This window comes from Rania fehmarnensis (genome assembly GCF_056494185.1).
The window spans coordinates 5,889,668-5,905,246 of sequence record NZ_CM151398.1; the positions used below are offsets into that span (position 1 = coordinate 5,889,668).

Genomic DNA, 15,579 nt, shown 5'->3' on the forward strand with positions numbered 1-15,579 from the left:
ATGGATTTTGCCGGGTGAGCGAACCGCTTACATCAAACCGGCGATTGGTTCGCCATGGTAAACCTGGTGCGGGCGCTGGCTGGCATCATGCCACTGGGCCGAACGCGGAATTCCGAGGGCATGATAAATAGTAGCTGCAAAATCTTCAGGTGAAACTGGTTGGTCTGCGGGATAAGCCCCAATTGCGTCAGATCGGCCAATTACATTGCCACCGCGCACCCCGCCGCCAGAGAAGAAAACGCTCTGCACCGCTCCCCAATGATCGCGTCCGGGCAGCTTGTAGGCCGAGGGTAGCAGCGTGATTTTGGGCGTGCGACCAAATTCGCCCGCCATTACCACCAACGTTTCGTCCAGCTGACCGGACGCTTGCAAGTCATCCAACAGAGCCGCTAGCGCGCGATCGGTCGGCGGAAACAGGTTGTCCTTCAAATGCGGAAAGGCATTGCCATGCGTATCCCACGTTTCATTGTTGCCCAAATTCACCTGGACCAGATTGACTCCGATATCGACTAACTGCCGAGCCATCAGCAGCGACCAACCGAATGAATTGCGGCCGTAGCGCTCCAGATCCGCTTCGTTCATCTTCGAGACATCGAGGGATTTTTGCAGACCACTATCGGTTAGCAGCGAGATGGCACTTTGGCGGAAGCGATCGAATTGGTTGGTCTCGGCCGCCCGAGCCAATTGCATTTGCTGCGACTTGAGAGTCTGCAGCAATTCCAAACGACCATCCACATCGCGCATACCTAGCCCTGGCGGCAGGTTTAGTTGTGGGGCTTGAAATGCCCGCCCGTCCGCATTGCCTCGATCCTGATGATCAAAACCATACTGTGGAAAGGCTCCATAGGCAGTCGTATGGAATGGCGATGCCTCGACAAACCATGGATCGCGCTGATTGCCCATCAGTCCGCCGTGCTGCCCCGGCAGAACGCGGCCAGTGTTGTGGACCAGGCGTTCGGGCAAAACAACTGAGGGCGGTAAGTTATTGCGATGCGCAGTCGCTGCGCCGGCCACCGCGGCGATCGATGGAAAATCGGTGCGACTGGCCGCATTGGGACTAAAACCTGGCGGCAATTGGCTCCGTCCGGTCAGCATGATGTGATGACCGGCGGAATGATCATTGGAGGGATGCGTTAGGGAACGACACAGTGCCCACAGGTTGCTCCGCTGGGCCAGCATCGGCAGGTGCTCGCAGATCTGTAGCCCCGGAGTAGCAGTGGCGATCGGCTTGAACTCGCCACGAATATTATCCGGCGCCGCCGGCTTCATATCGAAGCTATCGTGTTGCGAAAGACCGCCCGAGAGAAAGATAAAGATGCACGACTTGGCGCGGCCGAAACCGTTGTCGGCACTGGCCTGACCAGCGCAGGCCTGGCGGAGCCCGGTTAAGTGGTTCATGCCCAGACCACATATCGAGATAGCTCCGGCTGTTAATGCCGTGCGACGCGAAACAGGCGCATGCTGCCATGAATTCGACATACTTCCACCACCTCGTAACTTCATTCTTCCTAAACCGTGGGCGTTAGCCCCGGTTGCCTTTAGCCTCGGTTTTGCGTTGGTTGAACGAAAACCGGGGCTAACGCCCTCGGTTTAGTTTTGCTGAACCGGGACTTAGCTCTATGATAGCGGGTGCTGAGCTTGGGGGGAACAACGACCGATTGCTAGCATATCTTTATGGATTTGCAGTGAGATTCCGCCAGGCAAGTTGAGCAGCGATTTGGGTGACCTGGTCGCTGAGTCGACTGCGCTTGGCAAAGCACCTGGTTGGTTCTGTGAGCTGTTGATTGCGTCGCGCACGGCATGCCAATGCAGTTTGGACATGTCGGCTTGTGGCCAGCCACGCTCCAGCCACACTTGGCGCAGGGCTACCTGCAACACGCTCCAGACTTGATCGCTGGCCAGGACGATCGGCAGGACGAACCAATCCGACTGGGGCCAGGCAGCGATACGCTGACGGAAAGCCTCATTGCATTTCAGTTGGGCCATGCGCTGGTCGACTTGATCGCGCCAGCGCTGGGCCAGCTGCTGCAAGTCGACGGTGGTTTCTTCGGCCAGGTCGGCCAAGCCGCGCAGGTTCTGCATGGCGCCGGGATATCGCTCCAGAATCTGTGGCAAGAGGCGATGGCGAATGTAATTGCGGCTGTAGGCAATATCGTTATTGGATGCGTCGGTGCAGAAGTCTTGATGCCGATTGGCCAGGAAAGCCAAAACGTCTTGACGGGATCGCTGAAGCATGGGCCGCACCAGCGTCAATTGCTCATCCAGGCTGCGGCGCTCGGCGATCGCCGCCACGCCAGCCAGGCCAGTCCCGCGCATGACATTGTGGAGCATGGTCTCCACGCGATCGTCGGCAGTATGAGCCGTAACGACGTACCCAGCTCCATGCCTATACGCAGCTGACTTCAAAAACTCATAACGCACTTGCCGCGCACTCTCTTCCGATTTTTTGCTTTCGCTAGCTTTAAACAAACCAGGCCCACACTCGCTAGCTAGCATTGCAAACTCGCGAACGCAGCCCGAATCACTTTGATTCCCAGAATCCGAAATAGACTCTGTCGCGTTTGTGACACACGACAAAGAAAGCCTGGCGGCCAGCTTAACCACAAACTGCTGATCGCTTTGACTATGTCGGCCGCGCCAGCCGTGATTGAAGTGCCCGACCACCAACTGCCTGGCCGGCAGCAGCTCGCTCAGTGCTAGCAACAGGGCCACACTGTCCGCACCCCCGCTGACCGCTACCAGCAGACGATGCCCCCGCCAGCGATTAGCCGACCAGCCCTGCAATAACCACTGAGCCTTCAAATCCACAACTTCCAATCTTGACTATCTAAATTGCTAGCCTTGAGCTTAAAGAACCAATTATTCCGCACAAATTTCCGCACAGCCTCAAGTGGACACTTAGTATTTTGACAGTGCGACACTGCTCAAAAAACAGGCAGCTCGATCAAAGCGCGTTTTCGAGGCACCGCTGCTCAGGATTTGCGCACAAACCAGTCAAGTAGCCTAAGTGCTAGCTTTTAATGAACTTACGTCGAGGCTATTGCTTGCACTCGCATGATGATGGCAAAGGTCCAGCCGGAGGACGGTGGTCCTGCTAGCTAAAGGGATTAGCCAATCATTTTTTGCGAGAGGAAGCAGATGCAATCGGAACAAAACACGGATCAGACTCCCACCAACGGACAAGTAAAGCTGCGCGCGGTAGTGGAAGTCGACACTACCAAGCCAGTCGCTCCGGCTGAGCCCAACGACGCGGCCTTACAGCTAGCCGAAGACTTGAAGAAGTTTCAAGCTCTGGCGACCAAGACCAAACATGCGCTCAACAGTAATGCTAGCTTCCCCGATCGGTGCAACCAAGCCTTTAGCTTGGCCAACGATCTATTTGGTCATGCGCCAACGTGGATTTGCTTTTTCCGCGAGGTCTTTGCCACGGGCGGTTTGACCAATTGCCTGTTCCCAGTACCGGAGGAATATGCCCACTTCCTGACGACCAGTCATTATGATCAGCTGCAACAAATGCTGACCGCGCTGCGATCTCGCGACTTACCGGAAAGTGATCCCAATGACCCACAGCGCATGATCACCGTGCGTTTGCCCAAGAGTTTGCACGAAGCTCTGTGCGATGAAGCGGGCCGACTGGGCATCAGCGTTAACAAGCTGTGCATTAGCCGGCTGCTGCAAGTGCTCGACCAGAAGATGGTTCCCGAAACCGTTTCCAAACCTCGTGGTCGCAAACCCCGAGCCACTGCTGCGACTGAAGCCAAGTAGACGTTACGCGAGCGCTGCCACTGCTTGCCCCAACGGAAAAAGCGTTCCCAGCCGCTACTGGGAACGCCTTTTAGCTTGCGCTTTCAAATTGTAATTACTTCGCGGTTAGGCCGCGCGGCGCATGAACTGGGCCAGACTGGTAATCGGTTGCACCTTCGGCCGTGGCGGTTCGGCCACCAGCGACTGGATCGGCAACTTCTCCAGTTCGGTGCGCAAGATGCGCACTCCGTGGGGTGCCTGTATACCAATGCGGACCTTGTCGGCTGAAACCGATACCACAGTCACGACGATGTTCTCGCCCAAACAAATACATTCCGCCTCGCGGCGCGATAGAATCAGCACGTTGTTCCTCCGTGAATCAACTGTCCCCTAGGGCCGTTCTCAATTCTGGCTCCATGCATCACGGATAGGACTGGGATAACTGCCAGATCGGCGACCAAGTGAGTCGTAAAAAAATACCGATCCGCGCTGTAAATCCCAAACCGCCGTCAGCCGCACACTACGCGGCCCATAGATGCAGAAGAAGAACCCGCAGGGTTGCCCCTTCTTGACCAGTACACGTTCCGTCATTTGAAAAGCGTTTTTCTCAAGCTGGTTTTTCTCACAAAGTTCTTCACGAACAAATTCTCGAATCGTCTGCAAGCGTTCCTCTTGAAGTGACGCGCTTATCATGTTGCTCAGTATCTCCAATCCGTTGGTAACGAATTACAAGGATGTCAAATTGTGTTGCCAGCATCGCTTCCATGCTGACAGCCATTCTATCGGACAATTCGACGCCAAGTTTGATCTGGGAAAGCCTGGTAAACTTTACTAGGCCAGAATCTCTTGGTAGGCCCGATCTATTACCTGCACAGTGTGCAGAATCGCTACCCGGTCAGTCCTATTTCGCAAATGTTTATCCAGCTGGACTAAACACCCAATATTGCCCGTGGCCACCATCGCAGCCCGGGTTTCTAGTACCGCAGCGGCTTTACGTTGCCCCAAGGAATGGGCGATTTCAGGTTGTTCGATGTTGTAAGTACCGGCTGATCCACAACATGTGTCCGCATCGCTCAGCGAGACCACTTCCAATCCCGGCACGCGAGCCAGCAAGCGGCGCGGCGCACTCCGCACACCTTGCGCATGCGCTAAATGACATGCATCGTGATAGGCCACACGCAAAGGTGCGCGGAGTTTCGGAATTGGTTCAAGCTCCAGTGAGTCCAAGTACACCGAGATATCCATCGACCGCGCCGCCAGCTGCCGGGCTCGCTCTTCATAGTTCGTGCCAGCCAGTAACAATGGGTATTCATGTACCGCGGAACCGCAGCCGGCTGCATTAATGATGAACGCGTCGATATCGCCGGGCACAGAGTCGATCAGGCGTTTGGCAAAGCCGATGGCCTCGTCCCCGTTGCCGACATGCCAAGCCAACGCTCCGCAGCAGCCCATCTGTTTGGGCACGACGACTTCAATATGATTGCGCGTCAACACCCGCACCGTTGCGGCGTTGATATCGGGAGCCAATACCTGCTGAGCGCAACCCGGCAACATAGCAACTCGTCCGCGCCTGGTTCCCTCTGCCGGGCTGATTGGCGGCAACTCCGCCGCCGGCGGCAACTCCCGTGGAATCATCTCCAGCATGGGTCGCAGAATTTTGGGCAGGAAGCGATGCAACGGCCGAAAGAACGCGCCGGTGGTCACGGCCAGTCGAAATCGTTTGGGATACGGCAATGTTTGGCTGGCCAACCAGCCGGTCAGGGTCAACTTCGACTTGCCACTTTTGCGCACGTGATCGCGGTAGGAACTGACCAAATCACCATAGTGAACTCCCGATGGACAATGCGTCACGCAAGCCAGACAGCCCAAGCACCGATCGATATGCGGTTGGGCCGTCGTCGCGTCCAGTTGCCCTTCCAACACACTTTTCATCAGCAGAATTCGGCCTCGCGGCGAATCCATCTCTTGTCCAAGTTCCTGATAGGTCGGGCAAGCCGGCAGACAAAAGCCGCAGTGCACGCACGCTTGCACCGGATCGGCCATCGCTTGACCACGCGGCCCCAAGCTCTTGGTATCTATTTCGTGGAACATAATGGTATAATCACCTGAGATACAGTTTTTGAAGGAATCGCTTCGGACAGACCCAGCCATGCCAGTGCCAATGCAGCTCGCGCGGATCATCATCAGCGAAATTAGCGAGAATCAAGTCATCTACCTGCAGGAAATCGACGGCCCCCGCCAGTTTCCCATTCTCATCGGGATCTTTGAAGCCACCAGCATAGACCGGCGCGTGAAAGAGGACTATAAGCCCCCCCGTCCACTGACTCATGATCTGATCGTTTCTATCGCCGATGCGTTGGGCGCGGAATTCGATAGCGTGGTCATCAGCGAGCTCCGCGAGCACACTTATTTTGCCAAACTGCGGCTCAAACGTGATGGTGAGATCATCGAAGTCGACGCCCGCCCCAGCGATGCGATCGCTGTGGCCGTCACCTTCGATCCCCCCCTGCCGATCTTCGTGGCCGAAGAGGTCCTGGACGAGACCGGCAATTAACCAGGCACACACGTCCTATCCCGATTCTGGGGTGGCACTGGCCATGCCATTGAACAACTAAGAAGCTGTACGATCTGTTCAACATCGAACTGGCATCCACACGCGTTGGGATGAGAGAAATAGATGTGCCCCCTTTTTTTAACGCTGGCGAATGCGTTTCGAAAAATCAGGAGCGTTGGCATTAACGTGTGCCGCTAGATTTATCTTGCTCGCCCCCCTGATTTGATCAAATGGTCCGTTGACAGCCAATAAACCCAGATCGTACGCCAGGCGATCCGAATGTCCCGGCAACAGAACGCGAATATCGCTGGGTATCGCTCCCGGACGGAGCGAATTGATGTGGTCGACAATATTGGTGGTGCAATTGTTGGTTAACAGATCGTAAAACTCGGGTTGGCTGGCCAATTGGTTGGCGCGCATCAGCATGGCGACCATCAGTCGCTGCGCCTGCTGGGGCGAAACCCGGGTGGGATACACGTAGACGTCAACCTTGCGGACCTCGGTTCGCAGCAAAATCAAATCGCGCTCTGTGCCTACGACGACCATCAATTCATAGCCGTCCAGCGCCCCACCTAAGGTTGAATACTTTTCGCCCTGCTCCAGTCGGCCTTCGACGGACACTACCAGTTGTTCGCCATCGGCCAATCCAAAACTCAGCATCGTATGAGCCAGGGCCGGCGTGTTCTGAAACGGCACAACGATAAAGTCGATCGTGCGCACGTCGGAAAGTCTGAATTCACGATCAAAGTGCCGCACATCATAATCGTCTTCTGTGCGGTAGTAGCAATCGCGAATGTGGTACAGCTTGATCCGATCTCCATTGATATCGGCCACTGGCAGGACGGCCAGGTCTGGACGCCAGTTGCGATAATTGGACGGCCGACGGGGCTCTTGACCACCGCGAACCGTCGACGCCAAACGAGCTGCGATGGTCTTGCGAAAGTTGGCTTCGCCTTCAGTCAGATTCGGATCGGCCGCATTCTCAGATGGCGTGTCTAGCGCTTCGTCGTTCACCCCTGGCGTCACCGAAGTCCAACCCGGCATGGTGAAGACTCGGCAGCCGGTGCAAGGCAGCGCCAAAATCAGCAAGATCAATTGCCAGCCTGTACGTGGCATAGGCTTCCAGCCTGTTTGTGGTATAGGCTTCCAGCCTGTTTGTGGCATAGGCTTCTAGCCTGTGTACTCTCTAAACGTTCCTCCAACTGCAACACAAATATAGCGTCTAGCAAAACCAGGCAACCACGGCAAGAGAGAGTGCTCGCAGACTGCCCGATGCCTTTGGAAAGCGCCGAGCGATAAGAGGTTCACCAATTGGCGACAAAAATCGCTCTTTTGCTAATGCCGGGAAATCGCTAGTGTTCGCAGGGATTACGTCCCTCGTGGCCAACGAAGATTGGAGAGTATTCATGCGAGCAGTCTGGTCGACTTTAGTATTGTCGTGTTTAGTCGGCGCCGTGGGTGGCTGCCAATCCTGGTCGCAAATGGGACAGGGCCTGCCTTCGGGCTCCCGAGTGCCACCACCTGGCACGGGTTCTTACTCGGTGCCCAGCAGCTACTACAACGGACAAAAAACCAGCGCCAATAGTGGGCTGGGAACTAGTTCTACCCTCGCGGGCACTAGCGGCCAAAACGGTGCCGCCCCTGCTCCCGGCGCAGTCAATAGCACGGTGACTACCGCTGCCTGGCAACCACCCACTATCGACCAACTGCGCGCCGGGGTCAACAACTCAGCCAGCGCGGTGATCAATGACGCTACCAATCGCGCCAATGAAGTCGTGCAAGCCAGCACATCGCGCGCAGCGGCTGCCGTTCAGCAATATACGGCCCCAATGTCCGACACCAGCCCACCGTCGCTGACCGCTTCGCGCTCCATCAGCGATAGTCAGCTGCCCAGCAATGAGCCACCCCAACTGGAATGGCAATCGCCTCAGTGATCGCGGCTACGGCGGCCAGCACCAGGGCGTGATGCTTGACGCATTCCGCTACCAGTACAGGACGAGATGCTTGACGCATTCCGCTACCGACACGAATGTTTACACGCATGCCGATACGCAAAAAGATTGTCTGCGCCACCGTATTGTTGGCTGCGACGCTGCTGATTTTGATCGGCAGTAGTCTGCGTGGGTTCTATGCGTATCGCGAACTGGTTTTAATTGTCAGCAATCGCGTCTCGGACTTGCCGCTGCTGAACGACCGCATCGTCCGCGACATCGATGAATTGCGAGTTCGCTGTCAACCGACGCGTGTCACCACGCTCGAGAACGCCTTTGCTGTTAGCCATGTTCACCTGATGCGGGTCAACGTTGTCGATGAATTGCGTCACATTCGTGAAAACGTCAAATCGTATCAAAGCTTGCTGAGTGATCAGGTTAAAGATGGCGTACTTGATTTGGATCCAACCAGTAAAGAACTGAAACTGGTACACGAAATTATATCCAAGCTGAACTCGATCTTGAATTCAGTTCAAGGTCAAGAGGTCCAGCTCAATCCTCAGCTAGCAGGTCTAGAGAACGATCTGTACGACCTGAGCGGCCAGGCGCATGAATTGCCGGTGCAGTTGCATGACCGCATGAAACAACTTCGCGAGCGTGTGCGGGGCAGTTACCGCACGCTGTACGCCATGATCATTATTTCGTCATTGGCCGCATTTCTGATTATCGGCTTGGCCTATGCCTTCTTTCGACGATCGGTGGTTCAACCATTCAAAGAACTGCTGGCCGGTTCGCGTATCATTGCTAAGGGCAACTTTGATCATCGCGTGGTCTGCAATTCGGGTGACGAGTTGTCGGAACTGGCCGAAGCCCTGAACGCCATGACCGATCGTTTCGTTCAAATTCGCAATCATCTGAACGAAACCGTCCAAGCTCGGACGCGTGAAGTTGTGCGTAGTGAACAACTCGCCAGCGTCGGATTCTTGGCCGCAGGTGTGGCTCACGAAATCAATAATCCTCTAGCATCCATCGCCTGGAGTGCCGAGGCCCTCGAAAGCCGACTGCACGAAGTGTTGCATAGCGATCAGAACATCGCTCAAACCGCGCCTGCCTTGGCCGGCATGGATCCAGCCGAATTGAACGTCCTCAGAAAATACCTCAAACGCATTCAAGACGAGGCCTTTCGCTGTAAAGGCATTACCGAACGTTTGCTCGACTTCTCGCGATTAGGCGAAAGCCAACGCCGGCAGCAGTGCGACGTCAATGAACTGGTGGGCGATGTCATCGCGCTGGTGGAACACCTGGCTCCGTACCGCAGCAAATCGATCAAGTTCGTGCAGCATCCGGGCCTGGAGGCCTGGGTCAGCCCAACCGAGTTCAAGCAGGTTGTACTGAACCTGCTCACCAATGCCTTGGATTCCACAGACGATAGCGGAGTCGTTTCCCTGACGCTTGGAAACGACGAACACGCGATGCGTTTAACCGTTGAAGACAATGGGTGTGGCATGACCGAGGAAGTATTGCGTCACCTGTACGAGCCCTTCTTTACCCGCCGGCGCGATGGCAAAGGCACTGGATTGGGCTTGTCGATTTCCTATCGAATTGTGCAAGATCACGGCGGTCAGATCGTGGCCTCCAGCGATGGTCCTGGTCATGGCAGCCGTTTCCTGATAAAGCTTCCGCTCGTACCTGAAACTTCGAATTCAAATGACTCCCAAAAGTTTGCCGCCTAACGGTTTGAAGATCCTATTTGCTGACGATGAAGAAGCGCTGCAGGACACGATGAGCCTGGAGTTGCCGCGCATGGGTCACAGCGTGACGGTCTGTCCCGATGGCCACGCCGCAGTCCGCGAACTGGAAGCCAAGGAGCATTTTGACTGTCTGATCGTCGACCTAGACATGCCAGGAATGAACGGACTAGAGGTCATCAAACGTTGCAAAGAGCTCTCACCCGAGACCGAAGCGATCGTGTTGACCGGCAAAGAGGCGCTCAGCACAGCGGTGGCTGCGATGCGCTACGGCGCTTGTGATTACCTGACCAAACCCTGCCGCTTATCCGATCTGAAGGAACTGCTGGCCACGATTGCCGCTCGACGCGAAACCGTCAAGAAGTATTACCTGGTCAAACGCCAGATCGAGCGGACCTCCAGCACCGCACAGTTGGTAGGCGAACATCGCTTGATCGAACAAGTTCGTCAGTTAGTATCTCGAGTCGCGCCGACTCAATCGACTGTTTTGATTCGCGGCGAGACCGGCTGCGGCAAAGAGCTAGTCGCCCGCAGCGTCCATGATCAGAGCCTGCGCAAAGACAAAGCCTTCGTGGCCATCAACTGTGGCGCGCTACCCGAGAATCTAATTGAAAGCGAATTGTTCGGTCACAAAAAGGGAGCCTTTACTGGCGCCGATGCCAGTCGCGAAGGGCTCTTCGAAGTCGCTAGCGGCGGCACGATTTTCTTAGATGAAATCGGTGAATTGCCACTGGCTGTCCAGGCCAAGTTGCTGCGCGTGCTCGAGAGCGGCGACATTCGCAAGATTGGCGACAACGAACCGCATCGCGTCGACGTTCGCGTCGTCTGCGCCACGCACCGCAATCTAGAGAAGATGGTTGAAGAAGGCACATTTCGCGAAGATTTGATGTTTCGCATCAATACCTTCGAGATCTATATGCCGGCCCTGCGCGAACGCTTGAGCGATTTGCCAAAGTTGGCTGTACATCTCTTCCGACGATTTCGTCAGGATCAAGTCAGCGAAGGTGACCTGTTTACACCTGAAGTTATGGAAGAATTGCGTGGCCATTCCTGGCCAGGCAATGTTCGCGAACTGGCCAATGTTATTGAACATGCCACCATCCTGTGCGATAAGACGCCCATTCGCCATGAACATCTGCCTAAACATTTCACCGACCGTCGCCTGCGCAAAGAACTGCGAGCATCTGCTCCTATGTCACTTCGTGAATTAGAACTGGTAGCCGTCCACGAAGCCATGGCTCGCCACGACGGAAACAAACAGGCCGTCGCCGAAGAATTGGGAATCAGCATGAAAACGCTGTATACCAAACTCAATCAGAGCAACCCACCTGCACAAAAGTCGGCCTAGTAGCGGAATGCGTCAAGCATTTCGGAAATGCTCGAAAGCCTTGACGGCTTCCGCTACGGGGCGTTTGGGTTTTTGGCGTCTGGGCCCGCGCCAAGATTGGCCCGCGAGTATAATAGGGCATTGTCCTAACTCTCATCCTTCGGGCGCGCGATGAAAACCGACTATTCTGATCAGCAGTTGCAGGCGTTTCTAGATGAAGCACTTTCACCTGAAGTGATGGCGCAAATCGAAGTGCGCATGCGTAGCGACCGCGATTTGATGAACCGCCTGGTCTCGATCGCCGGGCAGCGTGAAGCGGGCGTTCATGGACTAGGAGAAATTTGGCGCAGACATCGCCTAACCTGTCCCGATCGCCAACAACTAGGCGGATTTGTTTTAGGTACGCTCGATACACCTTGGCAAGATTATGTCCGCTTCCATTTGGAACAAGTCTGTTGTCGGCTGTGCCTGGCTAACTTGGAAGATTTGAAGTCGGAACAGCAACAGATGCTGGCAGCCACCGAAGCTACCCAGGCGGCTAGATCACAACGCAGGCGCAAGTACTTTCAGAGTAGCGCTGGCTACCTGAAAAACGGTGAATGAAGAGCAATGCGTACAGGCTTCATTCAATCATCGTAATCGCGCGAGTAACTGCTGCGGCGCGGTCCGCGATCACCGCCTCTCTCACCACCGCGATAACCGCCTCCACCACCGCCGCTGCGTTGTGGTCGTTCAGCTCGCGGGCGCGCTTCATTGACGGTGATGCGCCGTCCTACGAGTTCTTGCTGATGCAAGGCCTCGACTGCCGCCGCGGCTTCGTCGGCATTGGGCATTTCTACAAACGCGAATCCACGCGAACGACCGGTTTCCTTGTCGACGATAATGTTGACCGTTGCGACTTGACCATGCGCGCCAAACGCCTGGCGAATATCGTCTTCAGTCGCTCTAAAAGACAAGTTGCCAACGTAGATATTCGTCACCTTCGAACCCTCACAAAAACAGTTCCACGTAACGAGTAGCCTCGATCGTCAACCGAACACTGTCTCGAAGGGCGAAGGGACCACCCGCGGCGATTCGGGCATCAGACCATTACTAACGGCTCTCGCAGCAGATTATCAGGCTCGTGTCTAGTCGAGTCAACGAAATTTCACAATATCTTTTGGCTTTTTCCACCCCCAGCATATTCTGGTAGCCCACCAAGGGCTACCAGAAGATAGAGCAAGCATTCTACCCGGGTGTGGGACTGAACTCGGCTGGCTTAAGCCGCCTTTTGCAGAGCCTCTAGAGCCGCAGCGTAGTTGGGCTCCTGAGTCACTTCGGGAACGATCTCGCTGTAAGTGACCTGGCCATTTTTGTCGAGCACAAACACCGCCCGAGCCAGCAGTTTGAGTTCGTCAATCATCACTCCAAAGGCCTGACCAAAGTTGCCATTCTGATAGTCGCTGCCCATCTTCATGGACTTAACGCTCTCGGCGCCGCAGAAGCGATTTTGAGCAAACGGCAAATCGCGACTGACCGTCACGGCGTTGACTTTGTCTCCCATACCGCCCAACTCTTGATTGAATTTCTTGGTTTGAATGGCACATACACCGGTATCTACCGACGGTACCACAGAGATGATTGTGGCTTTGCCCATCAAGTCCTGCTTGGCAATCGTTTTCAATCCGCCTTCGAAATAGTGGACGGTAAAGTCCGGGGCAGGGCTGCCAACTTTCAATTCATCGCCCAGGAGCGTCATCGGTGCGCCTTTGAACGTGATCACGCCAGATCGTGGCATAGTATGTTCCTCATAGTTGTTAGTAGGGCTGAAATTCGTCAATCGTCGTGCAACGGTCCGCAGCCGCTCCTGCCCGCTCTGAGTCGTAGACTCAATGTCTTTTCGAGCGTCCACGGCGGCGATCGCACAGACTACGATGACAGACTACGATGGTAGTGGCTTGAGTAAAACTGCGAAAGGGTGGGGTGGAAGTGTCGGCACCGATGTCACTGGCTGCTCAGTTTCAGTCCGATGATGCCGAGCACGATCATGGCCAGAAACATGAACCGCAGCCAGTTCAAGGGTTCGTCGAACAGCGCGATCCCCAGGATGACGGTCCCAATAACGCCGATCCCCGTCCAGACTGCGTAACCGGTTCCCAAGGGGATCGTCCTCACAGCCAATCCCAGCAGCAGGAAACTGATAAACATGGCCACCACGGTGGCCAATGCAATCCACGGCTTGGTCAGTCCGTGGCTCGCCTTGAGTCCCACGGCCCAACCAACTTCGAAAAGACCGGCCACCAGTAAAATCCACCAGCCGCTATTCATTTAAATCTGGGTAACCAATTCTTCCCACTCAGGATTGTATTGTCGTCGCCACAACGCTTGCTGCTCGGCATCGTTGAGGATATGCCCGTTGCTGGGATCGGTCTGCACGCTGCGACCGGTGCGATACGCAATATTGCCCAAGTGACAAAGTAACGTACTGCGATGGCCTTGCGTAATGGGTTGATTGAGGCGGTCAGGGTTGTTGGTACGAATGGCATCGACGAAATTCTGCAAGTGCTCGGGTTGTCCCTGCGAAGTGTCTTTGGCCTCGTCAATCAACTTATCGCCTCGATCATAAATGCGATAACCTCCATCGCTGTCCAATTCCATGGCACCTTCTTCACCAAAGAAAGCCACAAACGCTCCGCTACCATGTTTGTTGCAGGAGAGTGCTTGCCAGCTGATTTGTTTCTTGCCTTCGAACTCAAAGAGTGCCGTCTGAGTATCCGGGGTCTCTTGGTCATCATCATACCAGTAGCGTCCACCGGAGCTGACGGTATGCACAGGGAAGTCAACCTTTAGTCCCCAGCGACAGATATCCAGACCATGCACTCCGTTGTTGGCCAACTCGCCACCGCCCCAGTGCCAGAACCAGTGCCAGTTGTAGTGAACAACGTTGTCGCGATAGGGCACGTGTGGCGCGGGGCCTTCCCAGAGCGGATAATTGATGTTGGCGGGTGGATCGGCTTGAGCCCCGTTACCGATTGAAGTCCGCAGGCTGTTATAATAGTTGCGAGCCAAGTGGACTTTGCCGATGGCACCGTCATGCAACTTCTTAATCGCTTCGATCGCGCCTGGGCTGCTGCGGCGCTGTGTGCCCAACTGAACGCAACGTTTATATTTGGCGGCCGCTTCTACCATCCACTCACCTTCTTGTGGATTGTGGCTACATGGCTTTTCGACGTACACATGTTTGCCGGCTTTGCATGCGATGATCGTAGCCGGCGCATGCCAGTGATTGGGCGCTGCACATACTAGGGCATCAATATTCTTATCTGCGAGAATCTCGCGAAAGTCGGTGGTCTTCTGCGGTGACTGCTTGGTCTTCTCTGCCAATTGAGTGGCCACGTTGTCCAGACGTTTTTGATCGATGTCACAGAGCGTTGTTACTTCTACGCCCGAAATATCGGCCAGCCCCATGGCTAGTGATTGCCCTCGGCTCAGTCCCATCACTCCCACGCGAACCTTTTCGCTTATTGGAGAATCAACATCTTGAGGTTCGGTGGCGTTCACTGCAGCGGCATGGGCGGCAGTGAGACCAGCCGCGGTAACTGCAGAGAGAAAATCACGTCGTGGATGCATTGGTGAAACTCCGAGGCGGGGATGAAGGGGACAAGCTGTATTGTATGATGTATGAGCAGCGCGCAAAACCAGACTGACACTTGACACAATGCCAAACCAAGTGGGCCAAGAAATCGTAGAAAAGTATTGGCTCGGGTGACCTTGCCTGCGCATGCGCCACAAGCGTGGGCGCCGGTGCGCATGGAATCGTCGCGCCAGCACGAAACTTAACAGCGAGTCATGTTGCCCATGACCTAGGGCGACGATAGAACCTTTGCGACACGAACGTAGTCGTGGTCCCGAGCCGATCAGTGGAATGGATTGCAATCAGATTGATTCTTAGCGGAATGGAAGGAGCGTTTCATGTTGGTGCTGTCGCGACACAGGGACGAGAGCATCATGATCGGGGACGATGTGGTGATCACCATCGTCGACATCCGCGGTGATAAGGTACGCTTGGGTATTGAAGCCCCCCAAGATATACCTGTTCACCGACAAGAAGTCTATGAAGCAATAAAACGCGAAAATCAAAAGGCCGGCCATGTCCAGCCCAATGAAACGCGTTCACTTGGCCCTCGCGGCCACTAACCTCGATCTTGGTCAACCTCCGTTGAACCTTACAGGCGGGGCAGATTCACTTGAGTCTGCCTCGCCTTTTTTCGTGGCCAATTCGGATCGGAACGGTCC

The 15,579-nt window shown here is 55.2% G+C and carries 17 protein-coding genes; 7 read left to right on the top strand and 10 right to left on the bottom strand.

Annotated features, from left to right (window positions below; translation table 11 throughout):
• Window positions 1–27: 27 nt before the first annotated feature.
• Together SH573x_RS20105 and tilS are read right to left on the bottom strand one after the other, a co-directional pair.
• On the bottom strand, window positions 28–1,479 hold the full coding sequence (locus SH573x_RS20105; RefSeq protein WP_479349525.1) for a DUF1501 domain-containing protein: 1,452 nt from the start codon (window positions 1,477–1,479) through the stop codon (window positions 28–30).
• Between the two features lie 138 nt (window positions 1,480–1,617).
• Window positions 1,618–2,808, bottom strand: coding sequence for a tRNA lysidine(34) synthetase TilS (gene tilS, locus SH573x_RS20110; protein ID WP_479349526.1), 1,191 nt, complete (start codon window positions 2,806–2,808; stop codon window positions 1,618–1,620).
• Between the two features lie 330 nt (window positions 2,809–3,138).
• Here tilS and SH573x_RS20115 point away from each other — a divergent pair, with 330 nt between their 5' ends.
• Window positions 3,139–3,765 (top strand): hypothetical protein, encoded by a 627-nt coding sequence (locus tag SH573x_RS20115; RefSeq protein ID WP_479349527.1) that lies wholly within the window; start codon window positions 3,139–3,141, stop codon window positions 3,763–3,765.
• A 105-nt stretch (window positions 3,766–3,870) separates the two neighbouring features.
• On the opposite strand, the gene SH573x_RS20120 is transcribed toward SH573x_RS20115, so the two are convergent.
• From SH573x_RS20120 to glcF, 3 genes are all read right to left on the bottom strand, one after another.
• A complete protein-coding gene (locus SH573x_RS20120) occupies window positions 3,871–4,107 on the bottom strand; it encodes a carbon storage regulator (protein ID WP_479349528.1) in 237 nt (78 codons plus the stop codon).
• A 39-nt stretch (window positions 4,108–4,146) separates the two neighbouring features.
• Window positions 4,147–4,437 carry a hypothetical protein gene (locus SH573x_RS20125; protein ID WP_479349530.1) on the bottom strand — a complete coding sequence of 97 codons (291 nt, stop codon included), beginning with the start codon at window positions 4,435–4,437 and terminating at the stop codon, window positions 4,147–4,149.
• Window positions 4,438–4,575: 138 nt separating this feature from the next.
• The gene (glcF, locus tag SH573x_RS20130; RefSeq protein WP_479349532.1) at window positions 4,576–5,835 is read right to left on the bottom strand and encodes a glycolate oxidase subunit GlcF; all 1,260 of its coding nucleotides are present in this window, start codon (window positions 5,833–5,835) and stop codon (window positions 4,576–4,578) included.
• 58 nt (window positions 5,836–5,893) lie between these two features.
• Between glcF and SH573x_RS20135 the strand changes: the two genes are divergently transcribed.
• Window positions 5,894–6,298, top strand: coding sequence for a bifunctional nuclease family protein (locus SH573x_RS20135; protein WP_479349533.1), 405 nt, complete (start codon window positions 5,894–5,896; stop codon window positions 6,296–6,298).
• 138 nt (window positions 6,299–6,436) lie between these two features.
• Here the strand turns inward: SH573x_RS20135 and SH573x_RS20140 are convergent, their stop codons facing one another.
• Window positions 6,437–7,414 (bottom strand): Lnb N-terminal periplasmic domain-containing protein, encoded by a 978-nt coding sequence (locus tag SH573x_RS20140; RefSeq protein WP_479349535.1) that lies wholly within the window; start codon window positions 7,412–7,414, stop codon window positions 6,437–6,439.
• Between the two features lie 290 nt (window positions 7,415–7,704).
• Here SH573x_RS20140 and SH573x_RS20145 point away from each other — a divergent pair, with 290 nt between their 5' ends.
• The 4 genes from SH573x_RS20145 (at window position 7,705) to SH573x_RS20160 (ending at window position 11,907) form a co-directional block, all read left to right on the top strand.
• Window positions 7,705–8,232 carry a hypothetical protein gene (locus tag SH573x_RS20145; RefSeq protein WP_479349536.1) on the top strand — a complete coding sequence of 176 codons (528 nt, stop codon included), beginning with the start codon at window positions 7,705–7,707 and terminating at the stop codon, window positions 8,230–8,232.
• A 107-nt stretch (window positions 8,233–8,339) separates the two neighbouring features.
• A complete protein-coding gene (locus SH573x_RS20150) occupies window positions 8,340–9,962 on the top strand; it encodes a sensor histidine kinase (RefSeq protein WP_479349537.1) in 1,623 nt (540 codons plus the stop codon).
• 4 nt (window positions 9,963–9,966) lie between these two features.
• A complete protein-coding gene (locus SH573x_RS20155; protein WP_479356774.1) occupies window positions 9,967–11,325 on the top strand; it encodes a sigma-54-dependent transcriptional regulator in 1,359 nt (452 codons plus the stop codon).
• Between the two features lie 150 nt (window positions 11,326–11,475).
• Window positions 11,476–11,907: a hypothetical protein gene (locus tag SH573x_RS20160; protein WP_479349538.1), complete on the top strand. Its 432-nt coding sequence runs from the start codon at window positions 11,476–11,478 to the stop codon at window positions 11,905–11,907.
• Between the two features lie 23 nt (window positions 11,908–11,930).
• Here the strand turns inward: SH573x_RS20160 and rbp are convergent, their stop codons facing one another.
• The 4 genes from rbp to SH573x_RS20180 all read right to left on the bottom strand — a co-directional run bounded on the left by rbp (window position 11,931) and on the right by SH573x_RS20180 (window position 14,913).
• Window positions 11,931–12,284, bottom strand: coding sequence for an RNA-binding regulator (rbp, locus tag SH573x_RS20165; RefSeq protein ID WP_479349540.1), 354 nt, complete (start codon window positions 12,282–12,284; stop codon window positions 11,931–11,933).
• A gap of 278 nt (window positions 12,285–12,562) precedes the next feature.
• A complete protein-coding gene (gene tpx, locus SH573x_RS20170; protein WP_479349541.1) occupies window positions 12,563–13,081 on the bottom strand; it encodes a thiol peroxidase in 519 nt (172 codons plus the stop codon).
• 206 nt (window positions 13,082–13,287) lie between these two features.
• Window positions 13,288–13,611: a DMT family transporter gene (locus SH573x_RS20175; RefSeq protein WP_479349543.1), complete on the bottom strand. Its 324-nt coding sequence runs from the start codon at window positions 13,609–13,611 to the stop codon at window positions 13,288–13,290.
• The gene (locus SH573x_RS20180; protein ID WP_479349544.1) at window positions 13,612–14,913 is read right to left on the bottom strand and encodes a Gfo/Idh/MocA family protein; all 1,302 of its coding nucleotides are present in this window, start codon (window positions 14,911–14,913) and stop codon (window positions 13,612–13,614) included.
• Between the two features lie 342 nt (window positions 14,914–15,255).
• Between SH573x_RS20180 and csrA the strand changes: the two genes are divergently transcribed.
• The gene (csrA, locus tag SH573x_RS20185) at window positions 15,256–15,480 is read left to right on the top strand and encodes a carbon storage regulator CsrA (protein WP_479349545.1); all 225 of its coding nucleotides are present in this window, start codon (window positions 15,256–15,258) and stop codon (window positions 15,478–15,480) included.
• Window positions 15,481–15,579 lie beyond the last annotated feature (99 nt).

Excerpts from the sequence above, each read along its gene's own strand:
- SH573x_RS20105 (WP_479349525.1), bottom strand. The coding sequence starts at position 1,479 with ATGTCGAATTCATGGCAGCATGCGCCTGTTTCGCGTCGCACGGCATTA.
- SH573x_RS20115 (WP_479349527.1), top strand. The coding sequence starts at position 3,139 with ATGCAATCGGAACAAAACACGGATCAGACTCCCACCAACGGACAAGTA.
- SH573x_RS20125 (WP_479349530.1), bottom strand. The coding sequence starts at position 4,437 with ATGATAAGCGCGTCACTTCAAGAGGAACGCTTGCAGACGATTCGAGAA.
- glcF (WP_479349532.1), bottom strand. The coding sequence starts at position 5,835 with ATGTTCCACGAAATAGATACCAAGAGCTTGGGGCCGCGTGGTCAAGCG.
- SH573x_RS20135 (WP_479349533.1), top strand. The coding sequence starts at position 5,894 with ATGCCAGTGCCAATGCAGCTCGCGCGGATCATCATCAGCGAAATTAGC.
- SH573x_RS20140 (WP_479349535.1), bottom strand. The coding sequence starts at position 7,414 with ATGCCACGTACAGGCTGGCAATTGATCTTGCTGATTTTGGCGCTGCCT.
- SH573x_RS20145 (WP_479349536.1), top strand. The coding sequence starts at position 7,705 with ATGCGAGCAGTCTGGTCGACTTTAGTATTGTCGTGTTTAGTCGGCGCC.
- SH573x_RS20150 (WP_479349537.1), top strand. The coding sequence starts at position 8,340 with ATGCCGATACGCAAAAAGATTGTCTGCGCCACCGTATTGTTGGCTGCG.
- SH573x_RS20160 (WP_479349538.1), top strand. The coding sequence starts at position 11,476 with ATGAAAACCGACTATTCTGATCAGCAGTTGCAGGCGTTTCTAGATGAA.
- tpx (WP_479349541.1), bottom strand. The coding sequence starts at position 13,081 with ATGCCACGATCTGGCGTGATCACGTTCAAAGGCGCACCGATGACGCTC.
- SH573x_RS20175 (WP_479349543.1), bottom strand. The coding sequence starts at position 13,611 with ATGAATAGCGGCTGGTGGATTTTACTGGTGGCCGGTCTTTTCGAAGTT.
- SH573x_RS20180 (WP_479349544.1), bottom strand. The coding sequence starts at position 14,913 with ATGCATCCACGACGTGATTTTCTCTCTGCAGTTACCGCGGCTGGTCTC.
- csrA (WP_479349545.1), top strand. The coding sequence starts at position 15,256 with ATGTTGGTGCTGTCGCGACACAGGGACGAGAGCATCATGATCGGGGAC.